The sequence below is a fragment of the Arthrobacter horti genome (genome assembly GCF_030731045.1).
Lineage (GTDB): Bacteria > Actinomycetota > Actinomycetes > Actinomycetales > Micrococcaceae > Arthrobacter_E > Arthrobacter_E nanjingensis.
The window spans coordinates 94523-109043 of record NZ_JAVALS010000010.1; the positions used below are offsets into that span (position 1 = coordinate 94523).

Annotated in this window: 15 protein-coding genes and 1 tRNA gene; 5 read left to right on the plus strand and 11 right to left on the minus strand. The window is 68.8% G+C overall.

Features of this window, described 5'->3' with window-relative positions:
• Window positions 1-9 precede the first annotated feature (9 nt).
• From Q9R02_RS13125 to Q9R02_RS13155, 7 genes are all read right to left on the minus strand, one after another.
• A complete protein-coding gene (locus Q9R02_RS13125) occupies window positions 10-1131 on the minus strand; it encodes a GNAT family N-acetyltransferase (RefSeq protein WP_305997146.1) in 1122 nt (373 codons plus the stop codon).
• Entirely contained in the window at window positions 1128-2252 is a 1125-nt protein-coding gene (locus tag Q9R02_RS13130) for a GNAT family N-acetyltransferase (RefSeq protein WP_305997147.1), read from the minus strand. Before Q9R02_RS13130 ends, Q9R02_RS13125 begins: the two co-directional genes overlap by 4 nt.
• A 119-nt stretch (window positions 2253-2371) precedes the next feature.
• The gene (rplA, locus tag Q9R02_RS13135; RefSeq protein WP_305997148.1) at window positions 2372-3079 is read right to left on the minus strand and encodes a 50S ribosomal protein L1; all 708 of its coding nucleotides are present in this window, start codon (window positions 3077-3079) and stop codon (window positions 2372-2374) included.
• A gap of 128 nt (window positions 3080-3207) precedes the next feature.
• Window positions 3208-3636, minus strand: a complete 429-nt coding sequence (gene rplK, locus Q9R02_RS13140) for a 50S ribosomal protein L11 (protein ID WP_305997149.1) — start codon at window positions 3634-3636, stop codon at window positions 3208-3210.
• Between the two features lie 130 nt (window positions 3637-3766).
• Window positions 3767-4558, minus strand: a complete 792-nt coding sequence (gene nusG / locus Q9R02_RS13145) for a transcription termination/antitermination protein NusG (RefSeq protein ID WP_305997150.1) — start codon at window positions 4556-4558, stop codon at window positions 3767-3769.
• Between the two features lie 158 nt (window positions 4559-4716).
• The gene (gene secE / locus Q9R02_RS13150) at window positions 4717-5016 is read right to left on the minus strand and encodes a preprotein translocase subunit SecE (RefSeq protein ID WP_305997151.1); all 300 of its coding nucleotides are present in this window, start codon (window positions 5014-5016) and stop codon (window positions 4717-4719) included.
• A 114-nt stretch (window positions 5017-5130) separates the two neighbouring features.
• Window positions 5131-5203 (minus strand) — tRNA-Trp (locus Q9R02_RS13155).
• Window positions 5204-5386: 183 nt separating this feature from the next.
• On the opposite strand from Q9R02_RS13155, the gene Q9R02_RS13160 reads away from it, so the two are divergent.
• Window positions 5387-6607 carry a pyridoxal phosphate-dependent aminotransferase gene (locus tag Q9R02_RS13160; RefSeq protein WP_305997152.1) on the plus strand — a complete coding sequence of 407 codons (1221 nt, stop codon included), beginning with the start codon at window positions 5387-5389 and terminating at the stop codon, window positions 6605-6607.
• A 79-nt stretch (window positions 6608-6686) separates the two neighbouring features.
• Here Q9R02_RS13160 and Q9R02_RS13165 read toward each other — a convergent pair whose 3' ends face one another.
• The 4 genes from Q9R02_RS13165 to Q9R02_RS13180 form a co-directional block, all read right to left on the minus strand.
• Window positions 6687-7373 carry an ABC transporter ATP-binding protein gene (locus tag Q9R02_RS13165; RefSeq protein WP_305997153.1) on the minus strand — a complete coding sequence of 229 codons (687 nt, stop codon included), beginning with the start codon at window positions 7371-7373 and terminating at the stop codon, window positions 6687-6689.
• A 2-nt stretch (window positions 7374-7375) separates the two neighbouring features.
• Window positions 7376-8791, minus strand: a complete 1416-nt coding sequence (locus Q9R02_RS13170) for an ABC transporter permease (RefSeq protein ID WP_305997154.1) — start codon at window positions 8789-8791, stop codon at window positions 7376-7378.
• 117 nt (window positions 8792-8908) lie between these two features.
• Entirely contained in the window at window positions 8909-9559 is a 651-nt protein-coding gene (locus Q9R02_RS13175) for a LuxR C-terminal-related transcriptional regulator (protein ID WP_305997165.1), read from the minus strand.
• Between the two features lie 8 nt (window positions 9560-9567).
• The gene (locus Q9R02_RS13180; protein ID WP_305997155.1) at window positions 9568-10905 is read right to left on the minus strand and encodes an ATP-binding protein; all 1338 of its coding nucleotides are present in this window, start codon (window positions 10903-10905) and stop codon (window positions 9568-9570) included.
• Window positions 10906-11030: 125 nt separating this feature from the next.
• On the opposite strand from Q9R02_RS13180, the gene Q9R02_RS13185 reads away from it, so the two are divergent.
• From Q9R02_RS13185 to Q9R02_RS13200, 4 genes are all read left to right on the plus strand, one after another.
• Entirely contained in the window at window positions 11031-12476 is a 1446-nt protein-coding gene (locus Q9R02_RS13185; protein WP_305997156.1) for a PspC domain-containing protein, read from the plus strand.
• The gene (locus tag Q9R02_RS13190) at window positions 12473-12901 is read left to right on the plus strand and encodes a hypothetical protein (protein ID WP_305997157.1); all 429 of its coding nucleotides are present in this window, start codon (window positions 12473-12475) and stop codon (window positions 12899-12901) included. Before Q9R02_RS13185 ends, Q9R02_RS13190 begins: the two co-directional genes overlap by 4 nt.
• 18 nt (window positions 12902-12919) lie before the next feature.
• Entirely contained in the window at window positions 12920-13174 is a 255-nt protein-coding gene (locus Q9R02_RS13195; protein WP_305997158.1) for a PspC domain-containing protein, read from the plus strand.
• Between the two features lie 156 nt (window positions 13175-13330).
• A complete protein-coding gene (locus Q9R02_RS13200; RefSeq protein WP_305997159.1) occupies window positions 13331-14356 on the plus strand; it encodes an ATP-dependent 6-phosphofructokinase in 1026 nt (341 codons plus the stop codon).
• Window positions 14357-14521 lie beyond the last annotated feature (165 nt).

The window sequence follows — 14521 nt, forward strand, 5'->3', positions numbered from 1 at the left end:
GCGGGGGCATCAGGTGAGGTTGGGCTGGCTAAGGTCCGGCAACTGCTTCTGCCACAGGCCCGTCACCCCGGCGGTGCGGAAGCCCAGTTGCTGATTCACGGTCAGGAGGTAGCGGTTCTCCAGGGCGTTCCAGGTGTAGATGACGCGCACATCCGGGAAGAGGTCCCGCAGCTGCTGCATATTGGAGATCTTCAGCAGCAGCCCCAGCTTGTTCCCACGGTGCGCCAGGCGGACGTGCGTCTCATCCTGGAACACCACGTCCTGGCGCTGCGGCAGGACACTGATGGTGGTCACACCCACCAGGGAACCGCTCTCCACGTGCTCGACGGCGGTGACCACCGCCCGCCGGCCCTGCGCCACGGCGATGTCCTCCGCACGCCGCAGCGCCTCGGCGTCGTAGTCCTCCCATTCCGCGGCGGGCACGCCCGACTGGGCGGCTTCGGCGAGCGTCAAGTCCTCCGCGGACGAGTCCAGGGCAGCCATGTCCGCGAGCCACTCGTCCGGGCAACGGTCCCGCCAGTGGTGTAGCCGGTAGCGGCCCGCGTTCGCGGCATCCGCCTCGGCCAGGAGGCTGCCCTCCAGCACGGAGTCCAGCGGCAGGGCGCAGGAGCTGAACTGCTCGATCCGCTCCAGCGTGTACCCGCCGCGCCGGGCGAAATCCACGGACCGGCTGGCCAGAGGGACGAAGCCCGGGCCGCTGTCCGGGAGCAGGCTCCCCTGGTCGTCGCCGAGGGTGGCTGCCGGATGGTCCGTGTCCACGAACAAGTGGCGCCGGCCCTCCGAACGGGCGAAGTGCTCGGCAGCCTGGACGAGCGCGCGGCCCACCCCGTGCCCCTGGGCCTCGGGAAGGATGTCCAGCGTGAACTCGGCGACGTCCACGTCGCCCATGAGGGGCAGCGAGACGTCCGCGACACCCACGATCCTGCCGTCCAGACGGGCCGCCAGCAGCACCTGCCGCTCATAGGGGTCCCTGAGCTCGAAGAGTTTCTCCACGGGGGTGTAGGCGAGATCGTCGGTGCCCCAGGTGGCGAGCCGGACGCGGCGGGCCACCTCGACAGCGGCCAGGAAGTCCGCCGCATCGTCCGATTCCAGTGTGTCCGGGATCCACAGCTGATCCACCTGGATGCTCATGACCCGCCCTCTCCTTCCGGGCTCCACGGCCCCTTCCGCTGCCACTGGCCGTCGTGGCCGGCCGGGACGAAGCCCATGGCCACGTTGATGTCCAGCATGTGCCGGTTCTCATCGGCGTTGTAGGTGTAGATGCGACGGACCGCGGGGAACGCCGACGTCAGCGCGAACAGATTGGCCGCCTTCATCCACTGGCCCAGCGCGTGGCCGCGGTGCCCGGGCAGCACGATGGTGTTGTCCTGATGGGCCACTTCCGGACGCTCCTCGCTGTGCTCCAGGATGCTGTAACCGGCCAGAGCACCGGTCTGGCGATGGCGTGCCGCCATGGTCACCGCCCGCACGCCTCCGTGCTCCCGGCGATCGTCGATCTCACGGACCCGGGCGGCGTCGAACAGTTCCTCGCCCAGCTCCAGGCCACCGAGCGGGATCTCCGTGGACATGCTCGTGTAGAGCGTGACCAGGTCCTCCAGGTACCGTTCCGGGGTCGCGTCCAGCCAGGACACCAGCTCATACGCATCGCCGGCGCGGGTCTGGGCCGCGGCCTGAAGTTCCGCCGCCGCACGAACGGTCCCCTCCGAGAGCGTCAGAAGGCTGGTCCGCTCGACCTGGACCAGTTCGTAGCCCCGCCGCAGGGCGAAGCGGACTGCGCGCGACGACGCCGGCACGCTCCCGCTGCCGGTGGGCGGCACCAGCCGCTCGCCGCCGTCGTCGGGGCCTCCGGCCGTGTGCTCGGTGCCGCTCTGCAGCACCGTCCGGCCGCGTGCGGCCGCACGCGCCTCCACGTGATCGGCCAAGGCCCGCCCCAGGCCCCGGCCCTCGAATTCACGCAGGACCCCCAGGCCGATCCAGGCGGTCTCCAGGTTCTCCCGCAGAGGGAACTGGATCCATGCACGGGCGGCCATCCGGCCCCCGGCACGGATGAAGTAGATCTCCAGGCTCTGGTAGTCCGAATCCCGCCAGTTCTGAAGACGGGCCGCGTCCGGAGTGCCCAGATCGGTGTTGCCGCGGACCTGTTCCAGCAGCGTGTCCGTGAGCGCACAGAGCTCCAGGAAGTCCCCTGCCTCCGGCGATTCCAAGGAGTCCGGCAGGGTGAGCCGTTCGATCAGGAAGGGCGTCTCCGTCATGCCTTCACCCTACCGCCGGGGCGGCCTGCCGGACCGGAGGATCCGGGTACGCCGAAGGCCGCCCAGCGTCGCTGGGCGGCCTTCAGGAAGTCAAATCCAAGCGATGCCTGGAACGGCGACTAGGCGCCGAGGATGACCTTGGTGACGTTCGGGTCCACGGAGATGCCCGGGCCGAAGGTGGTGGCCACGGTGGCCTTCTGGATGTAACGGCCCTTGGCGGCGGTCGGCTTCAGACGAAGCACCTCTTCCAGAGCAGCGGCGTAGTTCTCGGCGAGCTTCTCGACGTCGAAGCTGACCTTGCCGATGATGAAGTGGAGGTTGGAGTGCTTGTCGACGCGGAAGTCGATCTTGCCGCCCTTGATGTCGTTGACGGCCTTGGCCACATCCGGGGTGACGGTGCCGGTCTTGGGGTTCGGCATGAGGTTACGCGGACCCAGGACCTTACCGAGGCGACCCACCTTGCCCATGAGCTCGGGGGTGGCGACGGCGGCGTCGAAGTCGGTCCAGCCGCCGGCGATCTTCTCGATCAGGTCGTCGGAGCCGACGAAGTCGGCGCCGGCGGCGAGAGCGGCCTCAGCCTTGTCACCGGTGGCGAACACCAGGACGCGGGCGGTCTTGCCGGTGCCGTGCGGGAGGTTGACCGTGCCGCGGACCATCTGGTCGGCCTTACGGGGGTCAACACCCAGGCGGAAGGCGACCTCCACCGTGGCGTCGAACTTGGAGGGGTTCGTGTCCTTGGCCAGGGTCACTGCCTCGGCCGGGGTGTAGAACTTCTCCGCGTCGATCTTGGCGGCGGCTGCCTCATATGCTTTGCTGCGCTTTGCCATGCTGCGTATTTCTCCTTGTGCAGTTGTGGTCTGCGGACCGCGCTGGGCCCTGCCACGGTCCCGTCACAGGACGGGACTTGATGAATTTCTAAAGGTGCCGGTCACCCGGCGGGAGGCCAGAGGCCTGATTACTCGACGGTGATGCCCATGGAGCGGGCGGTGCCGGCGATGATCTTGGCGGCGGCCTGGACATCGTTGGCGTTCAGGTCGGGCAGCTTGGTGGTGGCGATCTCCTCGACCTGGGCCTGGGTCAGCTTGGCGACCTTGACCGTGTGCGGGGTGGCAGAGCCCTTGGCCACACCGGCGGCCTTCTTGATGAGCTCAGCAGCCGGCGGGGTCTTGGTGATGAAGGTGAACGAGCGGTCCTCGTACACGGTGATCTCGACCGGGATGACATTGCCGCGCTGGGATTCCGTGGCGGCGTTGTACGCCTTGCAGAACTCCATGATGTTGACACCGTGCTGGCCAAGCGCGGGACCGATCGGAGGAGCCGGGTTGGCGGCACCTGCCTGGATCTGCAGCTTGATGAGGCCGGTGACCTTCTTCTTGGGAGCCAATGTAGGGTCCTTCTCTCAATTGCTTACTGAGGAACAGGAGTGCGCCTCAGTTGGGTGGCCACCTTGGCGAGGTGACCGGACGTCCCCGGGCCGCTAAAGCAGCACGGCCCGGAAACGAAAACTCGGGTTGTCAGATCTTGGTGACCTGGTTGAACGCCAGCGTGACCGGGGTCTCGCGCTCGAAGATCGAGACCAGGACCACCAGGGTCTGGGACTCGATCTTGATCTCGGAGATCGTGGCCGGGAGGGTCTCGAACGGGCCCTCCTTGACGATCACGGACTCGCCGACCTCGAAGTCCACGTTGACCGGGGCGGCGGCGACGCGGGCCTGCTTGCCGCCCTGCTGCTCAGCCTGCTCCTGCTCGAAGACCGGAGCCAGCATGGAGACGACCTCATCCAGCTTCAGCGGGACCGGGTTGTGGGCGTTGCCCACGAAGCCGGTGACGCCCGGGGTGTGGCGGACGGCGCCCCAGGAGGCGTCCGTGAGCTCCATACGGACCAGGCAGTAGCCGGGAATGCGCACACGGGTGACGACCTTGCGCTGCGCGTTCTTGATCTCCACGACCTCTTCCATGGGGACCTGGATCTCGAAGATGTAGTCCTCCATGTCCAGGGTCTGGACGCGGGTCTCAAGGTTGGTCTTCACGCGGTTCTCGTAACCGGCGTAGGTGTGGACGACGAACCAGTCGCCCTCCTGGCGGCGCAGCTTGGCCTTGAAGGCCTCGAGGGGGTCCTCGGCGGGCTCGGACGGCACGACGGCGGCGGCCTCCTCAGCGGCGGCCTCGCCGTCGTTCTCCTCCTCGTCAGCCTCCACGGCCTCGGACTCGGCGTCCACGATTTCGGGCGCAGCAGTCTCCGCCACGACGGCGTCCTCAGACTCCGGGGCGTTGTCCTCGGTGAATTCGAGCTCCTGCTCAGACACGTGGTCTCCTGCTTCGTCGATGGTGCATTGCAAGCGTGGGAACGCTCGTGGTGGCTGAGCCATCCGCGGGCATCCCCACTTAAACGACTCAATTCCACAGCCTGCAACCTCAGCGCCCCCTCAGGGGTGCGGGCCGCATGCTGCGGAAGATCGGTCGGTCAGCTTTCCTTGGGGCCGGAACCGCCGAACACCCAGCCGACACCCACGCCGAAGAGGAGGTCCAGCAGGGTGACGATCAGCATCACGATGGCCACGAACACCAGGACGACAATCGTGTAGTTGATCAGTTCCGAACGGGTCGGAGTGACAACCTTCTTGAGCTCGCCGATCATCTGACGGAAGAACAGGGCGATCCTGGCGAAGAAGCCGGCCTTCTTGTTCTTCTTGCCGCTGCTCTTGGCAGGGCGGCCCTGAGCGTTGCTGGCGGCCGTTTCGGTCACTGTTACCTCGCTCTTCATTGCCGTACTCGTCTGATCGACCAACGCTCTGCGAAATCACGCGGCGCCGCCTATGACGAGCCTTTCGTGCTGGTGCTCTGGTCCTCTCGGCTGATGCCTGGAGCTAACCATGCGCAGGGCAGACAGGACTCGAACCTGCAACCTGCGGTTTTGGAGACCGCTGCGCTACCAATTGCGCCACTACCCTATGGAGATGGATGCCTTGCGGCGTTCCAACACCGAGGTACAACTATACGCAAGATGTGGGCAAACGTCTAAGCGAGGTTCATCAGCGCCCTCCGGCTGTGCCTTGATGACGGCCTCCGCCTAAACTGTGAAGTGCCGGATTGCCCCCGGATCACGCTGAAAATTCACGCGAAGGACACGCCCCATGCCCTCTTCACGCATCTCCCGACGCATCTCCTCCATCGCCGAGTCCGCCACCCTGGCGGTCGACGCCAAGGCCAAGGCCCTCAAGGCCGCGGGCCGTCCGGTGATCGGTTTCGGCGCGGGCGAGCCGGATTTCCCCACTCCGGGTTACATCGTGGAGGCCGCCATTGAGGCGGCGAAGAACCCCAAATACCACCGGTACTCCCCGGCCGGCGGTCTTCCCGAGCTCAAGCAGGCCATCGCGGAGAAGACATTCCGTGATTCCGGCTACCGGGTGGACGCCTCCCAGGTCCTGGTGACCAACGGCGGCAAGCAGGCCGTGTACAACACCTTCGCCACGCTGCTGGATCCGGGTGACGAGGTCATCATCCCCACCCCGTTCTGGACCACCTACCCCGAGTCCATCCGTCTGGCCGGCGGCGTGCCCGTGGAGGTATTCGCCGGGCCGGAACAGGGCTACCTGGTGACGGTGGAGCAGCTCGAGGCCGCCCTCACCGAGAACACCAAGATCCTCCTCTTCGTCTCCCCGTCCAACCCGACGGGCGCCGTCTACTCCCCCGAGCAGGTCAAGGAGATCGGCGACTGGGCCGCCTCCAAGGGCCTCTGGGTGGTCACCGATGAGATCTACGAGCACCTCACCTACGACGGCGTGCCGTTCACCTCCATCGCCGCCGCCTCCCCGGAGCTGGGCGACAAGGTGGTCATCCTCAACGGCGTGGCCAAGACCTACGCCATGACCGGCTGGCGCGTGGGATGGATGATCGGCCCGGCCGACGTCATCAAGGCCGCCACCAACCTGCAGTCGCACGCCACCAGCAACGTCTCCAACATCATGCAGATCGCCGCCCTGGCCGCCGTCTCCGGGCCGCTGACCGCGGTGGATGAGATGAAGGTGGCGTTCGACCGCCGCCGTCGGGCCATCACGGACGGCCTGAACGCGATCGCCGGCGTCGAGTGCCCGACGCCGAAGGGCGCCTTCTACGCCTACGCCGACGTGCGCGGGCTGCTGGGGAAGTCGTTCCCCACCGCTGACGGCGGCACGGCCACCCCGCAGACGAGCGCCGAGCTCGCCGCCCTGATCCTCGACGAGATCGAGGTGGCGATCGTCCCGGGCGAGGCCTTCGGCCCCTCCGGCTTCGTGCGCCTGTCCTACGCCCTGGGCGATGAAGACCTCGCGGAGGGCGTGCGCCGCCTCCAGGAGTTCCTGGGCAAGGCCGCCTGACAGCCTGCGCGATGACGGAAGGCGCCCTCCCGGTGGGAGGGCGCCTTCCGCGTGTCCCGGCTCGTTCAGGCCGGGCCCGTCAGGACCGTGTGCGCGCTTCCTCCTCCAGGCGGCCCTGCTGGAGCCGGAACCGGCGCTCCGTCATGCGGGCCAGGCCGCGGTCGTGGGTCACCACCAGCACCGTGGTGCCCTGCTCGCGGGCCAGCGAGCTGAGCAGCGCGATGATGTGCTCACCGGTCTGCTCGTCCAGGTTCCCGGTGGGTTCGTCGGCCAGGATGAGTTTCGGCTCATTGGCCAGGGCGCGGGCGATGGCGACGCGCTGCTGCTCGCCGCCGGAGAGCCGGTTGGCCTTGCGTCCGTGCTTCTCCGCATCCAGCTGGACGCGCTCCAGGAGGGCCTGCGCCCGAGCCTTCCGGGCGGCGCGGGACACCCCGGCGAACTCCATCGGCAGCATCACGTTCTCCAGGGCGCTGAGGTTGGGCACCAGGTTGAACTGCTGGAACACGAAGCCGATGTCCTTGCGCCGGTAGGCGGTGCGGCCGGCGTCGGACAGCGATGCGAGGCTCACACCGTCCACCAGCACATCGCCGCCGCTGGGCTTGTCCAGGGCGCCCAGCAGGGACAGCAGGGTGCTCTTGCCGCTGCCGCTCTTGCCCACGATGGACGCGAAGGAGCCGGCCTCCAGCGTGAAACTGACCCCGTTGACGGGCTTGATGGTCCGGTCTCCGGACGTGAACTGACGGACCAGGTCCTTGACCTCGATCATGGCTACTCTCCTCGGAGAACTTCGATGGGACGGATACGCGCGGTCAGCAGGGCCGGGACCAGGGAACCGAGGACCGCCACGGCGAAGACCGCCGCCAGGCCAAGGCCCAGAACGCCCGGCGAGACGCTCGCGTTGACGGAGGACAGGAGCGCTCCGGCGCCGCCGAGGAAGCCGCCCCCTCCGGGGCCTCCACCGGGGAATCCACCGCCCGGACCACCGGCGCGGCCGGTGCTTGCGGACGAGGTGTTGGAGCTGACCAATGCCGCCGCGATGCCGTTGCTGGCGAACGCCGCGATCATCGCGCCCACCACGCTGCCCATGACCACGAGCACCAGGGACTCCAGCACGAACTGCAGCCCGATGGTCCGGTTCGGTGCGCCGATGGCCTTCAGGACGCCGATCTCCCGGCGGCGTTCGCGCACCAGCAGGATCATGATGAAGAGGATCACCAGGCCGGCCGTGGCCAGGGAGGCGATGAACGCGATCAGGGAGATGTTCTGCACGCTCTTCAGGGAGCTCACGGCCGTCTCCAGACCGCGCGTCCCCTGGGTCACATCGGCCTTGCCGGAGCCGAGGGCCGTCTGCAGTGCGGTCCGCGTGGCGTCCACGTTCTCCATGCTGTTCACCGTGACCACCAGGCTGGACACCTCATCCGGGGTTCCCGCCACGGCCTGGGCCTGGGGCAGCGTCAGGTAGACGGCGTTGTTCCCGAACTCCGTGCCGGCGTCGAACAGGCCGGCCACCACGTAGGTGGTGCCGTCGATGGTGAAGGTGGAGCCGACCGTGAGGTTGTTCTTCTGGGCCAGCGTGGTGCCGAGGAGCGCCTTGGTGCTCTTGGCGGTGTAGTCGCCCAGTCCGGTGCCACTGGTGATGTTCAGGGCCTTGCCGCTGGAGTCGACCTCGGCGCCGGTCCCCGTGGCCGTGATGGGCAGCTGGAAGGTCCGGGTCTGGGCGGTCCCACCGTACTGGCTGGTCTGGCCGCCGGAGTTGTTGCGGTTGCCCAGCGTTCCTGCCGCCACGGCCGGCTGGAGGCTGGTGCTCACCGAGGTGCCCTGACCGCCGAATCCTCCCGGGCCGCCCGGAACCGCCGCCTGCCCGGTGGAAGACGACGACGCCGGGCTGAGGCGCAGCTGCTTGGTCGCCACCACAGAGGTCACTTCAGGGACGGCCGCCGCGGTCTTGGCCGTGGCGGACGTCAGTGGTTCGCCGCCGCCGTCGAACCCCTGGCCTCCCGCCGGATTGACCGTCAGCACGGTGCCCACCGAGGCGTTCAGCTCCCCGACCTTGGACTCCACCGCCTGGTTGGACACCAGCATGGCGAGCGCCAGCCCGATCGCGACGGCCAGGACGGCCACCACCGCCGTGGTTCTGATCCAATTGCGGAAGGCGTTGCCTATGCTCCGCGCCACTACATTCACGATTCTCCCCGGGGGCCGGATCCACCTGCTGCGGATCATTCGCCTTCAGCCTCCCGAGCGCTCCTGTGCCGCCGGACGGCCGGGGCTATGTGCGGGCTGTGACACGCTGTGAAGGTTTCAGAGCAGGCGGCGTTCGGCGGCCCAGCGGCTCAGTTCGTAGCGGTTGGAGAGCTGGAGCTTGCGCAGGACGGCGGAGACATGGGTCTCCACGGTCTTGATGGAGATGAAGAGCTCCTTCGCCACCTCCTTGTAGCTGTAGCCGCGGGCGATCAGGCGCATGACCTCCAGCTCCCGGCTGGAGAGCTTGTCCAGTTCATCGTCCGCGATGTCCTCCACGGCCGTGCCGAAGGCGTCCAGGACGAAGCCGGCCAGCCGCGGGGAGAACACCGCGTCACCTCCGGCCACCCGGTGCACGGCGGAGGAGATCTCCTCCCCCGAGATGCTCTTGGTGACGTAGCCTCGGGCGCCGGCCCGGATGACGGACACCACGTCCGACGCCGCGTCGGAGACGCTCAGGGCCAGGAACCTCACCTGACCCAGCAGCGCGGCACAGCGGTTGATGACCTCCCGGCCGCCGCCTCCCAGGCCGCCGGGCAGATGCACGTCCAGCAGCACGACGTCGGGCATCTCCCGCGTGACGACCTCCACCGCCTCATCCACGGTGCCGGCCTCCCCCACCACGTCGATGCCGTCCTGCAGATCGGTCTTCAGGCCGGAGCGGAAGATGGCGTGGTCATCCACGATCACCACCCGCACCGGGGCACTCATGTTCTCCGTCACCGTGTCTCCTCCTTGGATTCGTCCCCGTCTCCCGGCTCCGCGCTGTCCTCCGCCGGCAGTCGCAGCCGCACCTCGGTGCCACCCGGACCGGTCATGATGGCCGCGGTCCCGCCGTGGCGTTTCATCCGGCCGATGATGGACTCCTTCACTCCCAGGCGATCGTCCGGGACGGCGTCGAGGTCGAAACCCGGGCCGCGGTCCTTCACGAACACCTCCGCGGCTCCGCCGGAACACTCGAGGTACACGGACACCGGCCCACCTCCGTGCCGCGCCGCGTTGAGCATCGCCTCCCTGGCCGCCTGGACCAGGGCCTCATGCCGGCCCGTCATATCCGTGTCCCCCACACACACCACGTCCAGCGGTGTGCCGTGGTTGTCCTCCACTTCCGCGGCCACGGCCCTGATCCGGTCCGCCAGCCGCCCGGCGTCGCGGCTGTGATCCCCGAAGAGCCACGTCCGCAGCTCCCGCTCCTGCGAGCGCGCCAGCCGGATGACGTCCTGTTCGGCGGAGGCCCGGCGCTGGATGAGCGCCAGCGTCTGGAGCACCGAATCGTGCAGATGGGCAGCGATCTCGGCCCGCTCGGTCTCCCGGACACGAGCCGCACGCTCGGCCTCCAGGTCCTTCCAGAACTTCAGCCCCCACGGCAACAGGACCAGTGCCACGCCACCCAGGACCGCCACGGAAGCCAGGAGTGCCAGCCAGGTCTGCTGCCAGGAACCGGATCCGGACACCATCACCAGCACGCCCGCCATCACCAGGGCCAGGCCGGCCAGGAGGCGGCCCCAGCCGCCCGCCTGACGGACCCGGGCCCGGTCCACCAGGCTGTCGCGCCGGGACTCGTCCAATTGCATCCACGCGATCGCGGCGCCGCCCAGGATCGCAGCCACCGCGATCAGCGTCCCGAGCGGGACGTCGGCGCCCAGCTGACGGGCGATCAGCGTGGCCGCGAGCAGCAGCAGCCCGGCGCCGAGCAGGATCTCCTTGCCGAAGGGCGCGCGGAACGCCCGCACGGCGCCGGGGACGGCGGCACCCGGCCGGTCGGCGTCGTCCCCGTGGCCGTTCCCAGCCCCCGACGACGGGCCGCTCACTGCCGGTGCGATCACCGAGGCGGGGCGCGGGGCGCCTTTCGCCGTCTTCTCGTCGGCGGTGGGTACCAGGAGCCAGAGCCAGCCGTAGAACGCCACCCCCGCGCCGCCGGCGAAGGCGGCCAGGACCATCCCCGCGCGGATGTACCTGACCGGCCAGCCCAGGTGGGCGGCCAGGCCGCTGCACACGCCGGCGATCATGCGCTCGCCGCCACGGACCAGGGGCGGGCGCTGCACGGAGGAGTTCATATCGCTATCCAAACACGGAACGGCCGGGCCAGGGGGCGTCCCGGACCGTTCCCAGGGGTGACTCAGGGATCGTTCAGGGGATCCCCCAGTAGAAGGCGCGGCCCCGGAAACGGGAGGATCGAAACATGAACACGGACAGCACTCACCCAGACGACCCGGGAAGGCCCACTCCCTCCAACGGAGACACGGCCCCCGGAGGATACGGGCCCGGTCAGGGCTCCGGCACCCCGGGCGCCGGCCGTCCCGGACAGCGTGACTTCTTCGACTGGATCCGGGACCAGGGCGTCGCCCGCGGCCAGGACCGCTGGATCGGAGGTGTGTGCAGCGGTCTGGCGCACCGCTTCAGCGTGGACCCGCTGATCGTCCGCGGCATCTTCTTCGTCCTGGCGGTCTTCGCCGGGATCGGGGTGTTGCTCTACGGCATCGCCTGGGCGCTCCTGCCCGAGCCTGACGGGCGCATCCACGCCCAAGAGGCCGGTGCCGGCCGATGGAGCGCGGGCATGACGGGAGCCGTCATCACCACGGTCATCGGTCTGCCGGGACTGGGACGCGGCGTCTGGGGCTGGGGCTGGAACGGCTTCTCCGGCTTCCTCTGGGCTCTGTTCTGGGTGGCCGTGGTCGGCGTGATCATCTACGTGAGCGTCTACTACAGCCGCGGCGGGAACCACGGCGGCAAGCGCTGGCGCGACGGATGGCCCGGAGAGTCCGGAAGCCGGCACGGCACCGCGTACGCCGGCTACAGCGCCTCCACCACGGCCGGCAATGCACCCGTCACGGATCCTCCGACTGCTGATGCCTCCACCGTTCTCCCGGCAGATCCGGGGACGGCCGCCTGGACGGTCGCAGACCTTCCGCCGGTCCCGCCGTCGGCCCAGGCACCGCGTCCGCCCCGCCAGCCCCGTCCCCCGAGGCCTCCGCGCCCGCCCCGGCCCTACCGACGCGGCCCCGGCAGCGCCGCCGTCGCCATCACCGTCGGTGTGGCCCTCCTGGTGGGCGGCGCGCTCAAGGCTCTCCAGTCCAGCGGAGCCGTCCAGCTCGGGAACTCCGCCGACGCCGTGATCTGGGCCGTGGCCGCCGGAGTGCTCGGTCTGGGGATCGTGGTGTCCGGGCTGCGCGGACGGACCTCCGGGTTCCTCGGATTCCTGGCCCTCGTGACGCTGGTCATCGGCGGCATCTTCAGTGCCGTCCAGCCTGGCGATCAGGCGAACTTCCAGAACAAGGACTGGGCCCCCACCACCACGGCCGAGGCCCAGCAGGGGTTCGGCATGACGGCGGGCAAGGGACTCGTTGATCTGCGGGGCCTGAGCACCTCGGCGCCGTTGAGCTCCTCCGTGACCGTGCCCGTGAACGTCACGGCCAGTAATGTCACCCTGATCCTGCCGGACAACGTCCCCGTCCAGCTCACTTCGGATCTGACCCTGACCGGCTTCCATGAGAACGGCACGGACAGCGGCGCCCTCACCAGGTCAACCACGGAGAACATCAACTCCGGCAAGCCCGGGCAGCCCCTCATCATCCAGCTGCACGGAACGTTCAGCAACATCGTCATCCAGGAAGGAAGCCTCCGATGAGCACCCACGATCCGCGGCCGGAGGACGAGCAGGAGAACACGGCCGCCTACGAACTTCCACTGCAGCCGCCCACCCTCGCCCTGGGACCGCTGGAGCCGGAGCCGCGCCCCGGCGCCCAGCCCGGGCCCCAGCCCGCACCGCACCTGGAGCTCCCCACTCCGCCGCACGCGCCGTCGTCGTGGTCCTACACCCCGCCGCCCGAGCACCGCGGCCCCCGCGTGGGCACCGTGGTGTGGGGCCTGCTGCTCATGGCGCTGGCGACGCTCCTGGTGATCTCGCGGATGGGCCTGGTGGTCCTGGACGGCGGCGAGGTCCTGATCTGGCTCATGCTGGGCACGGGCGCCGCACTGCTCGTGGGCGGGCTGGTCTCCGCGGCCGGCCGGAAGAACCGCGACGGCCGCGACGGCGTGACAAAGCAGAACTGAGACGGGAGGCTAGAGGACATGGACAAGTTTTTCAGCGTGATCAGGAGCATCGGCGTCCGTCGAGGACCGGAGCGGTGGCTGGGAGGAGTCTGCGGAGGCCTCGCCGCGAAGTTCGGGGTGGATGTGGCGTGGGTGAGGCTCGGATACCTCCTCTTCTGCCTGCTGACCGGCCCGGCACTGGTGGTCTACGTGACCCTGTGGCTGCTGCTCCCGGACAGCAAGGACGACCGCATCATCCTTCAAGGATTCCTGCAGAACCGCGGCGCCAAGTAGGCGAAACCGCACCTCGGACACCCGGCTCATCCGGCCAACGGCCCCCGTCACAGTGACGGGGGCCGTTGTCATCCACGTCACATCGGATCGTAGAATCGTCCTGGGCTCAATGGGGCGCTCTTCCAAGAATCGAAACGGACGAAGGGCGAACGACCCATGAAGATCGGCATCCTGACCAGCGGCGGCGACTGCCCCGGCCTGAACGCGGTGATCCGCGGCGCGGTCCTGAAGGGCATCGCGATCCACGGCCACGAGTTCGTGGGCTTCCGTGACGGCTGGCGCGGCGTGGTGGAGGGCGACATCATCGACATCCCCCGCAGCCTGGTCCGCGGCATCGCCAAGCAGGGCGGCACCATCCTGGGCACCTCCCGGACCAACCCCTTCGAGAACGGCGGCGGGCCGGAGACCATCAAGGCCCACATGGACCGTCTCGGCATCGACGCGATGATCGCCATCGGCGGCGAGGGCACCCTTGCGGCCGCGCGCCGGCTCACCGATGCGGGGCTCAAGATCGTGGGCGTGCCCAAGACCGTGGACAACGATCTGGACGCCACGGACTACACCTTCGGCTTCGACACCGCCGTGCAGATCGCCACGGAGGCGATCGACCGCCTGCGGACCACGGGCGAATCCCATCACCGCTGCATGATCGCCGAGGTCATGGGACGGCACGTCGGCTGGATCGCCCTGCACGCCGGCATGGCCGCCGGGGCCCACGCCATCCTCATCCCGGAGCAGCGCATCAGCATCGAGCAGATCACCGAGTGGGTCACCGAGGCCCACGACCGCGGCCGCGCACCGCTCGTGGTGGTGGCGGAGGGCTTCGTCCCGGAACACCTCGAGGCGCCCCATTCCGAGCGCGGCCTGGACACCTTCGGCCGTCCCCGCCTGGGCGGCATCGCCGATCAGCTGGCCCCGGAGATCGAGGCCCGCACCGGCATCGAGACCCGGGCCACCATCCTGGGCCACATCCAGCGCGGCGGCGTCCCGAGCGCCTTCGACCGCGTGCTCGCCACCCGGCTGGGCATGGCGGCGATCGACTCCGTGGTGGACGGCCGCTGGGGCACCATGGTCTCCCTCAAGGGCACCGAGATCGAGCACGTGAGCTTCGAGAACGCCCTGGGCAAGCTCAAGATCGTCCCGCCGCACCGCTACGAGGAGGCCGCGGTCCTCTTCGGCTGAGCACCGTCCCTCGCGAGAGTGCAGCTGATGCCGCTAAAACCTGGGCGGTTTCAAGGGGTTAGCGCAACACTGTCGATCAGTTGGGTCAGTCTTTCACGTGGGGTGTCCCAGTGGAGGGTTTTGCGGGGCCGGATGTTCAACAGCCGTTCGGTCTCGGCGAGTTGT

Bases quoted from the DNA above. Each gene is read 5' to 3' on its own strand.
- rplA (WP_305997148.1), bottom strand. From the start codon at position 3,079: ATGGCAAAGCGCAGCAAAGCATATGAGGCAGCCGCCGCCAAGATCGAC.
- Q9R02_RS13185 (WP_305997156.1), top strand. From the start codon at position 11,031: ATGAACACGGACAGCACTCACCCAGACGACCCGGGAAGGCCCACTCCC.
- Q9R02_RS13160 (WP_305997152.1), top strand. From the start codon at position 5,387: ATGCCCTCTTCACGCATCTCCCGACGCATCTCCTCCATCGCCGAGTCC.
- secE (WP_305997151.1), bottom strand. From the start codon at position 5,016: ATGAAGAGCGAGGTAACAGTGACCGAAACGGCCGCCAGCAACGCTCAG.
- Q9R02_RS13175 (WP_305997165.1), bottom strand. From the start codon at position 9,559: ATGAGTGCCCCGGTGCGGGTGGTGATCGTGGATGACCACGCCATCTTC.
- Q9R02_RS13125 (WP_305997146.1), bottom strand. From the start codon at position 1,131: ATGAGCATCCAGGTGGATCAGCTGTGGATCCCGGACACACTGGAATCG.
- Q9R02_RS13200 (WP_305997159.1), top strand. From the start codon at position 13,331: ATGAAGATCGGCATCCTGACCAGCGGCGGCGACTGCCCCGGCCTGAAC.
- Q9R02_RS13180 (WP_305997155.1), bottom strand. From the start codon at position 10,905: ATGAACTCCTCCGTGCAGCGCCCGCCCCTGGTCCGTGGCGGCGAGCGC.
- Q9R02_RS13130 (WP_305997147.1), bottom strand. From the start codon at position 2,252: ATGACGGAGACGCCCTTCCTGATCGAACGGCTCACCCTGCCGGACTCC.
- Q9R02_RS13190 (WP_305997157.1), top strand. From the start codon at position 12,473: ATGAGCACCCACGATCCGCGGCCGGAGGACGAGCAGGAGAACACGGCC.
- Q9R02_RS13195 (WP_305997158.1), top strand. From the start codon at position 12,920: ATGGACAAGTTTTTCAGCGTGATCAGGAGCATCGGCGTCCGTCGAGGA.
- Q9R02_RS13165 (WP_305997153.1), bottom strand. From the start codon at position 7,373: ATGATCGAGGTCAAGGACCTGGTCCGTCAGTTCACGTCCGGAGACCGG.